Origin of the sequence: Streptomyces sp. NBC_01433 (genome assembly GCF_026340105.1) — a bacterium.
GTDB lineage: Bacteria > Actinomycetota > Actinomycetes > Streptomycetales > Streptomycetaceae > Streptomyces.
In genome coordinates, this window is sequence record NZ_JAPEPM010000001.1 from 3504738 (window position 1) to 3520412 (window position 15675).

The 15675-nt window shown below is 69.9% G+C and carries 13 protein-coding genes; 7 read left to right on the forward strand and 6 right to left on the reverse strand.

The window, feature by feature from the left end; translation table 11 throughout:
- Window positions 1–58: 58 nt before the first annotated feature.
- From OG413_RS15970 to OG413_RS15980, 3 genes are read left to right on the forward strand one after another with little or no spacing between them, the layout of a single operon-like run.
- Window positions 59–1234, forward strand: coding sequence for a 5-(carboxyamino)imidazole ribonucleotide synthase (locus tag OG413_RS15970; protein WP_266810177.1), 1176 nt, complete (start codon window positions 59–61; stop codon window positions 1232–1234).
- On the forward strand, window positions 1231–1785 hold the full coding sequence (purE, locus tag OG413_RS15975; protein WP_266806170.1) for a 5-(carboxyamino)imidazole ribonucleotide mutase: 555 nt from the start codon (window positions 1231–1233) through the stop codon (window positions 1783–1785). Before OG413_RS15970 ends, purE begins: the two co-directional genes overlap by 4 nt.
- Window positions 1786–1792: 7 nt before the next feature.
- Window positions 1793–2986 (forward strand): dipeptidase, encoded by a 1194-nt coding sequence (locus OG413_RS15980; protein WP_266806172.1) that lies wholly within the window; start codon window positions 1793–1795, stop codon window positions 2984–2986.
- Between the two features lie 91 nt (window positions 2987–3077).
- On the opposite strand, the gene OG413_RS15985 is transcribed toward OG413_RS15980, so the two are convergent.
- Window positions 3078–3449: a VOC family protein gene (locus tag OG413_RS15985; RefSeq protein ID WP_266806174.1), complete on the reverse strand. Its 372-nt coding sequence runs from the start codon at window positions 3447–3449 to the stop codon at window positions 3078–3080.
- A 96-nt stretch (window positions 3450–3545) separates the two neighbouring features.
- On the opposite strand from OG413_RS15985, the gene OG413_RS15990 reads away from it, so the two are divergent.
- Window positions 3546–4079: a CGNR zinc finger domain-containing protein gene (locus tag OG413_RS15990; protein WP_266806176.1), complete on the forward strand. Its 534-nt coding sequence runs from the start codon at window positions 3546–3548 to the stop codon at window positions 4077–4079.
- A gap of 15 nt (window positions 4080–4094) precedes the next feature.
- On the opposite strand, the gene OG413_RS15995 is transcribed toward OG413_RS15990, so the two are convergent.
- Complete coding sequence (locus tag OG413_RS15995) at window positions 4095–5438, reverse strand: UDP-glucose/GDP-mannose dehydrogenase family protein (RefSeq protein ID WP_266806178.1); 1344 nt, start codon at window positions 5436–5438, stop codon at window positions 4095–4097.
- 210 nt (window positions 5439–5648) lie between these two features.
- Here OG413_RS15995 and OG413_RS16000 point away from each other — a divergent pair, with 210 nt between their 5' ends.
- Window positions 5649–6806, forward strand: a complete 1158-nt coding sequence (locus tag OG413_RS16000) for an acyl-CoA dehydrogenase family protein (RefSeq protein WP_266806179.1) — start codon at window positions 5649–5651, stop codon at window positions 6804–6806.
- A 160-nt stretch (window positions 6807–6966) separates the two neighbouring features.
- On the opposite strand, the gene OG413_RS16005 is transcribed toward OG413_RS16000, so the two are convergent.
- Window positions 6967–8259, reverse strand: coding sequence for an LCP family protein (locus OG413_RS16005; protein ID WP_266806181.1), 1293 nt, complete (start codon window positions 8257–8259; stop codon window positions 6967–6969).
- A gap of 118 nt (window positions 8260–8377) precedes the next feature.
- Between OG413_RS16005 and OG413_RS16010 the strand changes: the two genes are divergently transcribed.
- On the forward strand, window positions 8378–8926 hold the full coding sequence (locus OG413_RS16010) for an acyl-CoA thioesterase (RefSeq protein ID WP_266806183.1): 549 nt from the start codon (window positions 8378–8380) through the stop codon (window positions 8924–8926).
- A 117-nt stretch (window positions 8927–9043) separates the two neighbouring features.
- On the opposite strand, the gene OG413_RS16015 is transcribed toward OG413_RS16010, so the two are convergent.
- Window positions 9044–10417 (reverse strand): LCP family protein, encoded by a 1374-nt coding sequence (locus OG413_RS16015; RefSeq protein WP_266810178.1) that lies wholly within the window; start codon window positions 10415–10417, stop codon window positions 9044–9046.
- A gap of 295 nt (window positions 10418–10712) precedes the next feature.
- Between OG413_RS16015 and OG413_RS16020 the strand changes: the two genes are divergently transcribed.
- The gene (locus OG413_RS16020; RefSeq protein WP_266806185.1) at window positions 10713–11735 is read left to right on the forward strand and encodes a glycosyltransferase family 2 protein; all 1023 of its coding nucleotides are present in this window, start codon (window positions 10713–10715) and stop codon (window positions 11733–11735) included.
- 180 nt (window positions 11736–11915) lie between these two features.
- Here the strand turns inward: OG413_RS16020 and OG413_RS16025 are convergent, their stop codons facing one another.
- Entirely contained in the window at window positions 11916–13385 is a 1470-nt protein-coding gene (locus OG413_RS16025) for an LCP family protein (protein ID WP_323137915.1), read from the reverse strand.
- Between the two features lie 360 nt (window positions 13386–13745).
- Window positions 13746–15533 (reverse strand): LCP family protein, encoded by a 1788-nt coding sequence (locus OG413_RS16030; RefSeq protein ID WP_266806188.1) that lies wholly within the window; start codon window positions 15531–15533, stop codon window positions 13746–13748.
- Between the last annotated feature and the right edge of the window lie 142 nt (window positions 15534–15675).

Sequence of the window (15675 nt, forward strand, 5' to 3'; positions counted from 1 at the left end):
GTGATGCCCATGAGGAGCAGACGGAGCCGGGCGGAGCCGGACGGCGTCGGGGGAGCACCTGGACGGCGGATACCCTGGAGGCGTGACGTTCCCGGTAGTCGGCATGGTCGGCGGCGGTCAGCTCGCCCGTATGACCCACGAGGCGGGTATCCCCCTCGGCCTGAAATTCAAGCTCCTCAGTGACACTCCTCAGGACTCGGCCGCCCAGGTGGTCGGCGAAGTCGTCATCGGCGACTATCGCGACCTGGAGACGCTGCGTGCCTTCGCGCAGGGCTGCGATGTGATCACCTTCGATCACGAGCACGTCCCGACCGAGCATCTGCGGGCCCTGGAGGCGGACGGCATCCCCGTGCGCCCCGGCCCCGATGCCCTGGTCCACGCCCAGGACAAGGGGGTGATGCGCGCCAAGCTCATGGAGATCGGTGTGCCCTGCCCCCGCCACCGCATCGTGAGCGACCCGGCCGACGCCGCGGCCTTCGCCGAGGAGGCCGGGGGCTTCCCCGTCGTCCTGAAGACCGTGCGCGGCGGCTACGACGGCAAGGGCGTGTGGGTGGTCCGCTCCGAGGCGGAGGCCGCCGAACCGTTCCGGGCCGGGGTCCCGGTCCTGGCGGAGGAGAAGGTCGACTTCGTACGGGAGCTGGCGGCCAACATCGTCCGCTCGCCGCACGGCCAGGCCGTCGCCTACCCGGTCGTGGAGTCGATACAGACCGACGGTGTCTGCGACACGGTCATCGCCCCCGCCCCCGGTCTCGACGAGAAGCTGGCGGGCGAGGCCCAACAGCTCGCCCTCCGGATCGCGGCCGAGCTCGGCGTCGTCGGCCACCTCGCGGTCGAGCTGTTCGAGGTCCGGGGACCGGACGGGAAGCCCGGCATCCTCGTCAACGAACTGGCGATGCGCCCCCACAACTCCGGGCACTGGACCCAGGACGGCGCGATCACCTCGCAGTTCGCCAACCACGTACGGGCCGTCCTCGACCTGCCGCTCGGCGACCCGCGCCCGCGCGCCCCCTGGACGGTCATGTGCAACGTCCTGGGCGGCGACTACCCGGACATGTACCAGGCGTACCTGCACTGCATGGCCCGCGATCCGCAGCTCAAGATCCACATGTACGGCAAGGACGTGAAGCCCGGCCGCAAGGTCGGACACGTCAACACCTACGGCGACGATCTGGCGGACGTGCGGGAGCGCGCCCGGCACGCGGCCGACTACCTGCGAGGAACGATCACCGAATGACTTCCCCCCGCACCGGAACCTCCTCGGGTACCTCACCCGTCATCGGCATCGTCATGGGCTCGGACTCCGACTGGCCCGTGATGGAGGCGGCCGCGAAGGCGCTCGACGAGTTCGGGATCCCGTACGAGGTCGACGTCGTCTCCGCCCACCGCATGCCGCGCGAAATGATCGCGTACGGCGAGCAGGCGGACGGCCGCGGGCTGAAGGCGATCATCGCGGGCGCGGGCGGCGCGGCCCACCTGCCCGGCATGCTGGCGTCCGTCACCCCGCTGCCCGTCATCGGCGTACCGGTCCCGCTGAAGTACCTGGACGGCATGGACAGCCTGCTCTCCATCGTGCAGATGCCCGCCGGGGTCCCCGTCGCCACCGTCTCGGTCGCCGGCGCACGCAACGCGGGCCTGCTCGCAGCCCGGATCCTCGCCACCCACGACAGCGAGCTGCTGGCCCGGATGCGGGAGTTCCAGCGGGAACTCAACGAACAGGCCACCGAGAAGGGCAAGCGGCTGAGGTCCAAGGTCGAGGGCTCCGACTCCTTCGGCTTCGGAAAGTAGGCGCCCGATGGACTACCTGGACCGGGCCCGGGAGCTCCTCGCCGCCCACCCCGTCGTCGACGGCCACAACGATCTGCCGTGGGCACTGCGCGAACAGGTCGGCTACGACCTGAACGCACGGGACATCGCCGTCAGCCAGACCGGTCTCCTGCACACCGACATCCCCCGGCTGCGCGCCGGTGGCGTCGGTGCCCAGTTCTGGTCGGTCTACGTCCGCACGGACATGCGCGGCGACCAGGCGGTCAGCGCCACCCTCGAACAGATCGACGTGGTCGCCGAGCTGATCGCCCGCTACCCCACGCAGCTGCGGCGCGCGCTGAGTGCCGACGACATGGAGCTCGCCCGCGCCGAGCGCCGGATCGCCTCCCTGATGGGCGCCGAGGGCGGCCACTCGATCAACAACTCGCTGGGCACCCTGCGGGCCCTGCACACCCTCGGCGTCCGCTACATGACGCTGACCCACAACGACAACATCGACTGGGCGGACTCGGCGACCGACACCCCGCGCATCGGCGGCCTCTCGGAGTTCGGCCACGAGGTCGTACGGGAGATGAACCGCGTCGGCATGCTGGTCGACCTCTCCCATGTCGCGGCCACCACGATGCGGGACGCGCTCGCCACCAGCACCGCGCCGGTGATCTTCTCGCACTCCTCCGCCCGGACGGTCTGCGACCACCCGCGCAACATCCCCGACGACGTGCTGGCCGCGCTCCCGCGCAACGGCGGCATCGCCATGGCGACGTTCGTCCCGAAGTTCGTGCTGCCCGAAGCCGGCGACTGGACCCTGGCCGCCGACCGGAACATGCGCGAGCACGGGATGCACCACCTCGACACCACCCCGCAGGCCATGCGCGTCCACGAGGACTTCGAGGCGTCCTACCCCCGCCCGGTGGCCACCGTGGGGACGATCGCCGACCACCTCGACCACATGCGGACGGTCGCCGGTATCGATCACATCGGCATCGGCGGCGACTACGACGGCACGGCGTTCCTCCCGCGCGGCCTGGAGGACGTCTCCGGCTACCCGAACCTGATCGCCGAGCTCCTCGCCCGAGGCTGGTCCGACACCGACCTGGCCAAGCTGACCTGGCGGAACGCGGTACGGGTACTGCGCGACGCGGAAGCTGTCGCGCGGGACCTCCAGACCCGGCGCGGCCCGTCCCACGCCACGATCGACGAGCTGGACGGCCCGGTCGTCTGACTCTGTTCTGCGGGGTACGGGTCCGGATCGGGTCCGTACCCCCGCAAACGGTGGGAGGGTGTGCCCCTCAACCCCTCGGCCCCCTCAGCCGTCAGCCCGCGCAGAGACAGAACGGGTGACCGGCGGGATCCGCGTACACCCGGAACGACCGCTTTCGGTCCGCCGCGTCCAGCACCCGCGCCCCCAGGGCGAGCACCTCACGCTCCGCCGCGTCCAGGTCCGTCACGGTCAGGTCCAGATGGAACTGCTGGGACCCCTCCGGACTCGGCCACCGCGGCGGTACGTAGCCGGGTGCGGCCTGGAACGCGAGCGGGGTGCCCGCACCTCCGGTGAGCTCCACCCACTCGTCCCCGTCGCCCTCAAGGTGCTCGAAGGTGCCGCCCAGCACGGCGGCGTAGAAACCGGCGAGCGCGGCAGGATCGGGGCAGTCCAGTACGACGGTGCCCAACGTGGCGATGGCCATGATGCTTCTCCTCCAGGCGTCGAGGGAGTTACCGGCGGACGGGCTTGGACGGCAACCGTTACTTCATGCTGCGGCATTGGGGGTAACGTCGCAACCATGAATGAGAGGGCAGCGGCACCCGGAGCACTCGTCCTGATCGAGGACCTGGTCAACACGCTGAACATCGAGACCGGCGTCGACACCCTCGACACGGCGGACGGCCGCGCCACGTTCGGCCTCACCGAGGCCGAGGCGCCCGGCGCCCGGGACCTGCGCGAGGCGCTGCGCCGCGCCTGTCTGGCCCACGCGGGCCACCGGCTGCCCGAAGGCGCCCCGGAGCCGCCCCCGCTCGACGAACTGCTGGCCGCCGCGCCCCTGCGGGTGACGGTCGACGCCACGGGCGCGGCGGCGCTCCGGCCCGCCGTCGAGTCCCCGGACTCCGCGGCCCTCGCCGCCCTCACCGCCGGTGTCGCGCAGTCCGTCGCCGCCGCGGTGGCCGACGGGACCTGGATGCGGCTCAAGGCGTGCGAGGCGGAGGACTGCCACTGGGTCTACTACGACCGCAGCCCGGCGGGGCGGCGCCGCTGGTGCTCCATGTCGGTCTGCGGGGCCCGCGCCAAGATGCGTACCTACCGCGCCAGGCGCGCGTAGGGCCGTGCCGCCGGTTCAGGCCCTCGGGCGGCCCATCGCCCGGTACGTCCAGCCGGCCCCGCGCCACACCTCGCTGTCCAGCGCGTTGCGGCCGTCCAGGATGATCCGGTGGGTCACGGCCTCGCCCAGCACCGCCGGGTCCAGCTCGCGGAACTCGCGCCACTCCGTGAGGTGCAGCACCACATCCGCGCCGCGCACCGCGTCCAGCGCCGAGTCCGCGTAACCGAGCGTCGGGAACAGCCGCCGGGCGTTGTCCATGCCCTTGGGGTCGAAGACCGTGACCTGGCCGCCCTGGAGGTGGATCTGCCCGGCCACGTTCAGCGCGGGGGAGTCGCGTACGTCGTCGGAGTCCGGCTTGAACGTCGCGCCGAGCACCGCCACCCGCTTGCCCAGGAAGGAATCGCCGCCCACCGCCTCCCGGGCGAGCTCCACCATGTGGCCGCGGCGCCGCATATTGATGGAGTCGACCTCGCGGAGGAAGGTCAGCGCCTGGTCCGCGCCCAGCTCACCGGCGCGCGCCATGAACGCCCGGATGTCCTTGGGCAGACAGCCGCCGCCGAACCCGATCCCGGCCCGCAGGAACTTCTTGCCGATCCGCTCGTCGTGCCCGATGGCCTCGGCCAGCTTCACCACATCGCCGTCGGCGGCCTCGCAGACCTCGGCCATGGCGTTGATGAACGAGATCTTGGTCGCCAGGAACGAGTTGGCGGAGGTCTTCACCAGTTCGGCGGTCGGGAAGTCGGTCACCACGAACGGCGACCCCTCGGCGACCGGTACCGCGTACACCTCGCGCAGCAGCTTCTCGGCGCTCTCGCTCTCCACGCCGACCACGATCCGGTCGGGGTGCAGGGTGTCCTTCACGGCGAAGCCCTCGCGCAGGAACTCCGGATTCCAGGCCAGCTCCGCAGCCGCGCCCACCGGCGCCAGCTCCGCGAGCCGGGCCGCGAGCCGGGCGGCGGAGCCCACCGGCACGGTCGACTTCCCGACGACGAGGGCGGGCCGGGTGAGCTGGGGCGCGAGCGACTCGAAGGCACTGTCCACATAGCTCATGTCGCAGGCGTACTCGCCGTGCTTCTGCGGAGTGTTCACGCAGACGAAGTGCACGTCGCCGAAGGCGCCCACCTCCTCCCAGGAGGTGGTGAACCGCAGCCGGCCGGTGGAGCCCTCGATGCCCTCGACGTGCTTCTGGAGGATCTCTTCGAGCCCCGGTTCGTACATCGGCACCCGGCCGGCCGAGAGCAGCTCGATCTTCTCCGGCACGACATCGAGGCCGAGGACTTCGAAGCCCAGCTCCGCCATGGCCGCGGCATGGGTGGCACCGAGGTAGCCGGTGCCGATCACAGTGATCCTGAGGGCCATGAAGTGCTCCTGGAAGATACGGACGGGCGTGCGGAGCCGAGCATAGTCGGGCCCTCCGGCCGCGGAATTGCCCGTCTCCTTTTGCCTGGAATGCCCTCTGTGCCCCACCCCTGTCGTGAAGCTCACGTGTCATGCGCGTAGTCCATCGAGCGGGCTGACCACTAAAATTGGGTTACTTAACGGTAGTTAGCACCTTGGGGAGTGAGCGTCTTGGCGGGTTCGACCGAATTCGACCTGTACCGTCCGGCCGAGGAGCACGACATGCTCCGCGAAACGATCCGTTCGCTCGCCGAGGCGAAGATCGCCCCGTTCGCCGCAGCCGTGGACGAGGAGGGCCGCTTCCCGCAGGAGGCGCTGGACGCTCTGGTCGCCTCGGACCTGCACGCCGTCCACGTCCCGGAGGAGTACGGCGGCGCCGGTGCGGACGCGCTGGCCACGGTCATCGTGATCGAGGAGGTGGCCCGCGCCTGCGCGTCCTCCTCCCTCATCCCGGCCGTGAACAAGCTGGGCTCGCTCCCGGTGATCCTCTCCGGCTCCGAGGCGCTGAAGAAGAGGTACCTGGGCCCGCTCGCCAAGGGCGACGCGATGTTCTCGTACGCCCTCTCCGAGCCGGACGCGGGATCGGACGCGGCGGGCATGAAGACCAAGGCCGTCCGCGACGGTGACTTCTGGGTCCTCAACGGGGTGAAGCGCTGGATCACCAACGCGGGCGTCTCCGAGTACTACACGGTCATGGCCGTCACCGACCCGGCCAAGCGCTCCAAGGGCATCTCGGCGTTCGTCGTCGAGAAGTCGGACGAGGGTGTCTCCTTCGGCGCCCCGGAGCGGAAGCTCGGCATCAAGGGCTCCCCGACCCGCGAGGTCTACCTCGACAACGTCCGGATCCCCGCCGACCGCATGATCGGCGAGGAGGGCACCGGCTTCGCCACCGCGATGAAGACCCTGGACCACACCCGCATCACGATCGCGGCCCAGGCCATCGGAATCGCCCAGGGCGCCCTGGACTACGCCAAGGGCTACGTCAAGGAGCGCAAGCAGTTCGGCAAGCCGATCGCCGACTTCCAGGGCGTCCAGTTCATGCTCGCCGACATGGCGATGAAGCTGGAGGCCGCCCGGCAGCTCACCTACGCGGCGGCCGCGAAGTCCGAGCGCCTCGACAGCGACCTCACGTTCTTCGGCGCCGCGGCCAAGTGCTTCGCCTCCGACGTGGCGATGGAGGTCACCACGGACGCGGTCCAGCTGCTCGGCGGCTACGGCTACACGCGGGACTACCCGGTGGAGCGGATGATGCGCGACGCGAAGATCACGCAGATCTATGAAGGCACGAATCAGGTCCAGCGGATCGTGATGGCCCGCAACCTGCCGTAGCGCTCCTGCCCCGTAGCACTCCAGCCGCAGCGCACTCCTGCCGCGGCACTCGGGCAGTCGCTGGGCAGTCACGGCGAGAGGGGCGTCCCCACGGGGCGCCCCTCTCCTGTCGGCGGCGTCCGGGAGGGCGGTCAGCCGCCCCCCACCGCGCCGTCGGCCGTCAGTTACCGGTGACGGTGACCTTCTCGTCGTTCTTCAGCTGCTGGACGAGCTGCTTGACCTTTTCCTTGTCCCAGACGAGGTTCCCGCCGATGCTGCCCGAGATCGGGATGTTCATCGACGTACCGTCGCCGCCCGTGACGCCCTTCATCGCGAAGAACATCTGGCTCAGGGACCAGAGCGACATGTCCTTGTCGACGATCAGGGTGTCCAGGCCCGCGCCCATCGTCGGGTACAGCTTGAACGGGTTGATGATCGTGGACGGGGTCGCCGTCTGGCTCGCCAGCGCCGCGAGGAACTTCTGCTGGTTCTTCGTACGGTCGAGGTCGCTGCCCGCGAACGCGTACCGGGTGCGGACGAAGGCGAGGGACTGCTCGCCGTTCAGCGTCTGCTTGCCCGCCTGGAAGTCGGCGCCGGACTTCTTGTCCTTGAACGCCTTGGGGATGTCCAGCTCCACCCCGCCGATCGCGTCCACGATCTTGGCGAAGCCGCCGAAGCCGATCTCGACGTAGTGGTCGATGCGTAGCCCGGTGTTGAACTCGACGGTCCGGACCAGCAGTTCGGGGCCGTCCTCGGCATAGGCGGCGTTCAGCTTCTTCGTGCGGCCCGTGCCCGGGTACTTCTTGCCCGACTCGGAGCCCACGAAGGAGGGGATCTCGACGTTCGAGTCACGCGGCAGGGAGACCAGCGTCGGGCCGTTGGACCCGTCGTGCAGGATCATCATCGAGTCGGTCCGCTTGCCCTCGGCGGAACCGGTGTGGAGCTTCTTCTTGTCCTCGGCGGTCATCCCCGCGCGGCTGTCGGAGCCGACGATCAGGTAGTTCGTGCCGTCGCCGCCCTCGGGCCGCTCGATGACCTTGGAGAGGTCGACCTCGCGCTTCAGCTTGGAGTCGGCCCAGAAGTACGTGGAGATGGAGACGGCGAGCACGACGACCACCAGGGTCAGCGCGCCGATCTTGATCCGCCGACGCCAGTCGGGAGCGGGGCGGCCCTGGACGTAACCGCCGTCGCCCCCGCCACCGCTGCCGCGCCGTCCGCCGCCGTGGCCGGAGCCGTTGCCGCCGCCGTAGACCTGGCCCGTGTTGTAACCGTTGTCGTAGGCGGAATCACCTTCGCGGCCGCCGTAGCGGTCGTCGTACCCCTGGCCCTGCGGCGGTACCTGCGGTGCCCGCGGCGGGGCCGGTCGACGCTGGATGTGCGGCATCGCGCGGGCACTCTCGGGCTGGGGGCTTGAGCTGCCCTGCCCGTAGCGGTCGCTGCGGTCGCCGGTCCGTCGATCGGGCCAATCGTTCATGCCGACCAGTGTGCCGTCCCGGCCCATCGGTATTACAGGGTGTAAGGGAAATCGGTCCAGGGCTGTTGCGAAGCTGATGCATTCCGCGCTGCCCAAGCCCGCGCATAAGGTGGAGGGCATGACAGATCAGGCTCCGCGCCCGGAGGGCGAGATTCCGGGCAAGTCGACCGCGGCATCCCGGACGACCCTCAGCCACATCATGACCGGAAACGACACCAACCTGCTGGGTACGGTGCACGGTGGCGTGATCATGAAACTGGTCGATGACGCGGCGGGCGCCGTGGCCGGCCGGCACTCCGGCGGACCGGCCGTGACCGCGTCGATGGACGAGATGGTCTTCCTGGAGCCGGTCCGCGTCGGCGACCTCGTTCACGTACGCGCACAGGTGAACTGGACCGGCCGCTCCTCGATGGAGGTCGGGGTCCGGGTGATGGCCGAGCGCTGGAACGAGTCGACCCCCGCCCAGCAGGTCGGCAGCGCCTATCTGGTGTTCGCGGCGGTCGACGGGGACGGCAAGCCGCGCGCCGTACCGCCTGTGATCCCCGAGACGGAGCGCGACAAGCGGCGCTACCAGGAGGCCCAGATCCGGCGTACGCACCGGCTGGCCCGGCGCCGCGCGATCAAGGAACTGCGCGAGAGGCGCGTGGCCGACGGCATCGACGTCTGAGCGCATGGCCGACGGGCTCGATCTTTCAAGCCCGTCCGGCGATCGAGGACAGGGCGTCGCCGTAGGCGGCGTAACCCGGTGAACGTCCGCGGCCACCGCACCAGCCCGCCGTCACCGTCACGGGCAGACGACCTCGTCCCCCGTCACCGCGCCGAACTTGCCCTGCTGCGGGTTTTCCGCCCGTACCCGCTGCACCGTGCCGAAGTCCGAGCCCGCCGTCACCTTCATCGTGCCGCCCTGCCCCGGCACCGCCTTCAGCTCGCTCCCCGGCAGTGCGGCGGCCAGGGACCTCGCCGACCGGTCCCACCGGGGGTCGAACGTCACCAGCGTCCGCTTCAGGTCGCGCAGCTCCCCGTTGAGCGGGGTGCGGGTGGTGTCGAAGCCGGTGGCGCGCAGCGCGTCGTCCATCTCCTTGCCGAAGCCGTCCTTCGGGGTCCCGTTGTAGACCTGCACCCGGATCTGCTGCGGCGCCACATCGACGAGCGCCCCCTTCGGCTGCTGCGGACCGCCCACCTTGCGCGCGGCGAGCGGCTTGTCCTCGCGCAGCGCCCGGAACAGCTTCTTCGACTTCTTCGCGTCCCACTGCACGGTGGAACCGATGCCCTTGACCGGGAAGCTGACGTTCCCGACCGGTACGGAGGTGAACTCCGACGAGGCCGGGCTGAAGCCGCGCATCGCCTTGCCGAGCATCAGCATCTGTTCCGTACCGAACCCCTTGTCGGCCCGGACCGAGCCGAGCATCGAGGAGGAGACCCGCTGGAACTTCACCGGGTTCAGCAGCACTCCGCTGTTGGTCGCCTGCTTGATCAGCGCCGCGATGAACTTCTGCTGGCGCTGCATCCGGCCCAGGTCGGAGGCCCCGTCGATGTGCCGGGAGCGTACGTACTGAAGGGCCTGGCCGCCGTCCAGTTCATGGGTGCCCGCGGCCAGGTCGAGACCGGTGTACGAGTCCTTCATCGGCCCGGCCGTACAGATCTTCACCCCGCCCACGGCGTCGACCGTCTTCATGAAGCTGGTGAAGTCGACCTCCAGATAGTGATCGACCTTGACACCGGTCATGTGCTCGACGGTCCGTACGGTCAGGTTCGGTCCGCCCTCCGCGTAGGCGGCGTTCAGTTTCACCGGGTGGGTGGCGTGGTGCGTGCCCGTGTTCTGATCGGTGTGGGCGGGGATCTCGGCGTAACTGTCGCGCGGGAGGCTGACGACGCTCGCCCGCTCCTTGTCGGCCGACAGATGGACCAGCATGATCGTGTCGGTGCAGTGGCAGGGGGCGCCGCCCAGCCGGTACCTCGTCTTCTCGGCCTCGGTGATCTTGTCCCGGCCGTCGGTCCCGACCAGGAGCAGATTCATGCCGTGCCCCGCCGCGGGCCGGTTCTTCATGTCCTTGAAGGGGTCGACGCGGTCGATTCCGGTTTCCAGACCGCTCATCACCGCATGGCCGATGCCGCCCGCGCCGAGCACGAGCACGGAGAGACCCGTGGCCACCCGCATGCCCCAGCGGGGCCGCTCGTCCTGCTTCCGGGTCCGGGGTGGCCCGGGTGGTCTGCGCTGCGGGGGAGTGGTGCGGGGGCGCGGCGATCGGGACGATCGGTGAGGCGTGGGCACGGGGGGACACCTCCGCGGTGCAAGGGGGACCGTTCGCACCATAGGCCCATACGATCTGCACAATGGGCCGTAACCCGGCGGGGCACGCCGCTATCCCCCATTCGCGGTAACGTGGCGGCCGAATAACGACGCCTCCCGGGGTGCGGAACCCCTGGCGCCCCCAGGACCACCCGAGGACCACATGCCTGCCGCGCAGCACCCCGCCGTCTCCGTGATCATGCCGGTACTCAACGAGGAACGCCATCTCAGGAACGCGATCCGGCACATCCTGGAGCAGGAGTACGCCGGTGAGATGGAGGTCGTGATCGCACTCGGCCCCTCCACGGACCGCACCGACGAGATCGCCGCGGAACTCGTCGCGGAGGACCCCCGGGTCCACACCGTCCCCAACCCCACCGGACGCACCCCCGCCGCCCTCAACGCCGCGATCAAGGCATCCAGCCACCCCGTGGTGGTGCGCGTCGACGGGCACGGGATGCTCTCGCCGAACTACATCGCGACCGCGGTCCGGCTGCTGGAGGAGACCGGGGCGCAGAACGTCGGCGGCATCATGCACGCCGAGGGCGAGAACGCCTGGGAGGACGCCGTCGCCGCCGCGATGACCTCGAAGATCGGCGTCGGCAACGCGGCCTTCCACACGGGCGGCCAGGCGGGCCCGGCCGAGACGGTCTACCTGGGAGTCTTCCGCCGCGAGGCCCTGGAGCGGGCGGAGGGCTACAACGTGGAGTTCATCCGCGCCCAGGACTGGGAGCTGAACTTCCGTATCCGCGAGGCGGGCGGCCTGATCTGGTTCTCGCCCGAGCTGAAGGTCCAGTACCGCCCGCGCCCCTCCATCAAGGCGCTCGCCAAGCAGTACAAGGACTACGGCCGCTGGCGCCACGTCGTCGCCCGCTACCACGCGGGCTCGATCAACCTGCGCTACCTGGCCCCGCCGACCGCCGTCTGCGCCATCGCGGCGGGCATCGTGGTGGGCGCCGCCGTCACCCCGTGGGCCTTCGTCGTCCCGGCCGGTTACGTGGCGGCCATCGTCGCCGGGTCGCTGCCCGCCGGGAAGGGACTGCCGATGAAGGCCCGCGCGCAGATCCCCCTCGCGCTGGCCACCATGCACATGTCCTGGGGCTACGGCTTCCTCACCAGCCCGCGCTCCCTGGCGAGGAAGGTCATCGCCAGCCGCCGCCCGGCGGCACCCCGGCAGACGGTCTGACGCGGCGCGCGGCCTGTCCGCGGCGCGCTCCGGGCCGGGCCGGGGCCGGTCCGGGCCCGGGATCCGGGCTCGGTGGACTTCGTCACCGCTGACCGGGCCCGGCGGGCTTCGTCACCGCTGACGACGGTAGGGGCCCCACCGATCGCGGTGGGGCCCCTCCCGTCGTTCCGTTCCGGCCGGTCAGGACCAGACGTAGTTCGGGTTGACCTTCATGCACGCCTCTTCCTCGCCGTTGAGCGCCTCGGCCGAGTCCGGGGTCTTCTCCTGGCCCTTGGGCGCGGGGTAGGCCCCGTCCTCCCGCCAGTCGGCTCCCACCGCCAGCGAGATGCCCGAGACATCGGTCGACTTCTTCACCAGCGAGACCGGGATGCCGAGCGCCTTGGCGACCGCCTGCGCGTCACCCTCCATATCGGCGCTCGGGTACAGGATTCCGGTCCGCGCGGCGCCGGTCACGTTCTGCGAGTCGACCGTGGTCTTCGCGAAGCCCGCGTCCTTGAGCTGCTTCTGCACCGCACCGGCGCGCCCCCCGGCCGGGCCGAGGGTGTCGGTACGGGTCGCGTTGCGCACGCTGACCGCGATCTCGCCGACCGGGGCGGACGGGTCCTTGGTGACCGTGGCCTTCCGCTTGGACGCCTTGCCGTCGAGCGGGATGTCCTCGCGCACCATCCGGAACAGCTGCTCCGCGTCGCCCGCCTTGGGGAACACCCGGCCGCTGAGCGTCCCCGTGCCGTACACGTTCGGCATGGTCGACATGGTGATGCGCTTGGTCGGGACCTTCTTGAGCTCCTCGGCCAGGTCGTACAGCTTCTTGACCGTGTCGAGGCCCTTGTCGACCGTCAGCGCGTTCGTGGCGGCCTCGGCGAGGTTCATCAGCTTCGCGGGGTCGGTCAGCTTGGTGCCCTTGCGCAGCTCGCGGACCATCGAGTTCATGTACTGGTGCTGGGCCTTGGCGCGGCCGAGGTCGGTGTTGTCCTCGAAGCCGTACCGGGTGCGCAGCCACTGGAGGGCCTGCTTGCCCTTGACGGACGTGGTGCCCTTCTTCAGCTTCAGCCCCGAGCCCTTGCCGTCGCTGGAGCGCGATTCGATGTTGGCGTCGACGCAGACCGGGACGCCGCCGATCGCGTCGGCCATCGAGACCACACCCGCGAAGTCGATCATCATGAAGTGGTCGATCGTGATGCCGGTGAGCTCGTACCAGGTGGCCACCGTGCAGCCGGGGCCACCGCGGCCCAGACTCTCGTTGGTCTGTACGTTCCCGGTGCTGGCCGGATACACCTTGTCCGTCTTGGGGTCGGTGCACTTGGGCATCTTCAGCATCGTGTCGCGCGGCATGCTGACCACCGAGAGATTGCTGCGGTCCGCGGAGAGATGGAGCAGCATCTGCACATCCGCGAGCGGCGGAGCGCCGAAGGTCTCCTTCGCGCCGCCCAGCTTCTGGTTCTCCTTGGAGTCCCGCGCGTCGGAACCGATGAGCAGGATGTTCAGCGGGGTCTGACCGGCGGCGTTGGCCTTGTGATCGGCCATCTTCTTGTCGCCGAGCGTCAGGTCCTCTTTTTTGATGTTTCCGTTGAGGTGCTGGTAGTAGAGGTATCCGGCGCCACCGGTACCGAGTATCAGCAGCGCGAGCACGGACGCGACCCAGCGCAGTATGCGCCGTTTGCCGCCTTTGGCCGCACGTCGGCTGCGGCGATTGGGTCCTCCGTGCCGGTGCCCGCTCTCGGGCGTGCCGGAACTGTCGCCTCCGCCGGGACCATGGCCGCCGGAGCCGTCGCCCCTGCCGGGACCATCGCCCCCGCCGGGCCGTTCACCCCCGCCGGTGCCCCGGCCCCGGCTCCTGCCGCCGCTCCTGTTCCCCTTGCCGCTCTCGCCGTCCCCCTCGTAGAGACTCTCGTCCCAGCCGAGTTGATCGGCGTGCCGGACGCGTGGTCGCGTCCCCTCCCCGGGCGTGCTGCTGCGTCCCACCGGACCCCCCTGCTGCTCAGACTCGTGCTGTAGCGCGGTGACCCGGTGTCACTTGGCGCATTCCGCCTTGTCGGCGCTTGCTCTCTGGATGTCGGCCGGCGCCTTCGCCGGACCGGTGATGGGCTTCCCCGCGCCCTCGAAGTCCGCCCCCAGGGTCAGCACCATCGCCTGCAGTCCTTCGGCGTCGGTGGTGCCCTTCTTCAGGGCCGCGGCGGGCAGCCCCATCATCTCGGCGAGCGCGCGCGCCTGGTCGGCCTGATTGGGCGCGTACGCGAGCGTCGTCTTGTCGATCTTGGCCGGGGCGTTGGCCTTGTTGGTGGACTTCAGTACGCCCTTGTCGTTCTGGAGCCAGGTCACCGTGGAGCCCGCGGCCCCGGCGATGTCGCCGCCGTTGAGGACATCCACGCGTACGTCGGCCGCATCGGCCTTCGGGCCCTTGAGGAGCTTCGCCTGCTTGCTCTTGGCGGCCTTCTTCTGCTTCTTGACCTCGGTGAGCGAGGTGTCCGAGCGCATCATCGCGAACAGCGCCTCGGCCTTCTCGGGCGCCGGTACGACGGTGATCGGGGTCGGCTCGGCCGGGTTGTCGATCACCGGCATGGTCACGAAGGTGATGTTCTTGGTGTCGACCTTGCCGATCTCCTGGGCGAGGCTCGTCAGCTTCTTCACGCTGCCGATGCCGGAGTCGACCGTGAGCGCCTTGGTGGCCGCGTCCGCCAGCTTGTACAGCTTCGGGGCGCTGGTCAGGGTGTCGTCCGACTTCATCTGCCGGATCATCGAGCCGAGGAACTGCTGCTGCACCTTGATCCGGTCGAGGTCGCTCTCATTGCCGAAACTGTGCCGGGTGCGCAGCAGGGCGAGTGCCTCCTCGCCCTGGACCGTCGACTCGCCCTGGGGCAGCTTGAGGTGCGACTTCGGGTCGTCGATCGGCTTGGCCATGCAGACCTTGACGCCGCCGACCGCGGTGGACAGCTCCTTGACCGCGTTGAAGTCGACCATCATGAAGTGGTCGACCTGTATGCCGGTGATCTCCTTGACCGTCCGCATGGTGCAGCCGGGGTCGCGCCCTTCCTGGCCCAGGCTGGTGTTGAAGCGTTCGTTCGGGGTGCCCGGGATGACCTTGGTCGAGCCGTCCTCCTGCTTCGTCTCGCAGTCGGGGATCGGGGTCATCAGGTCACGCGGGATGCTCATCGCCGTCGCGTTGGTGCGGTCGTCGGAGACGTGGAAGAGGATGTTGGTGTCGGCGTGGCCGGTGCTGCCCTTGTCGCCGTATCCCTCGTTGCCCTTGCCGGTGCGCTTGTCGGTGCCGATGATCAGGATGTTCATCGGGCCGTCGGCGATGACGTTCTTGCTGCCCGCGTTACCCACGTCGACCGAGTTGAGGTTGCCGTTGAAGTGCTGGTAGAGGGCGTACGCTCCGGCCGAGCCGGCGACGACGACGAACGCCATCACCCCGCCCGTCCACAGCAGTGCCTTCTTTCTGCGGGCCTTGGGGGACTTGCGCTTGCGGCGGCCGGCGCCCGCCGCGGCGGTCTCCTGACCGCGGCCGCCCTGCGACGAACGGCGGCTGCGCTGTCCCGGCACCTCGCGGCGCGGAGCGTCCGCCGGTTCGGTGTCGTCGCCCGCGCGCTGCCCCCGGCGTCCCGACCCGTCACGCGAGGCGCTCCGGGCGGACCCGTCCGCACGGCCCGATCCGCGGGGTCCCGCCACCCGCGGTGTGCCGGACGACTCCCCTGCGGATTGGTCCAGTCGCAGTTCGTAGTTGCCGGTGTGCGGGTTCAGTACCCACTGGTCTGCGGGGTCGATATCGTCCGCCCGCCCACGGCTTTGCGCATCCACGGTTGCTTGGGTCCTCCGTCGGTGCCACGCGAGGCGCCTCCCCCGACAAGGCGCTCGTTCTTTCGCTCCAGCAGTGCACGACCTGATGGCCGGTAGCACCGGATCGCGTCACACTATCCGCCCGGTTCGGAGTCGAGCGACG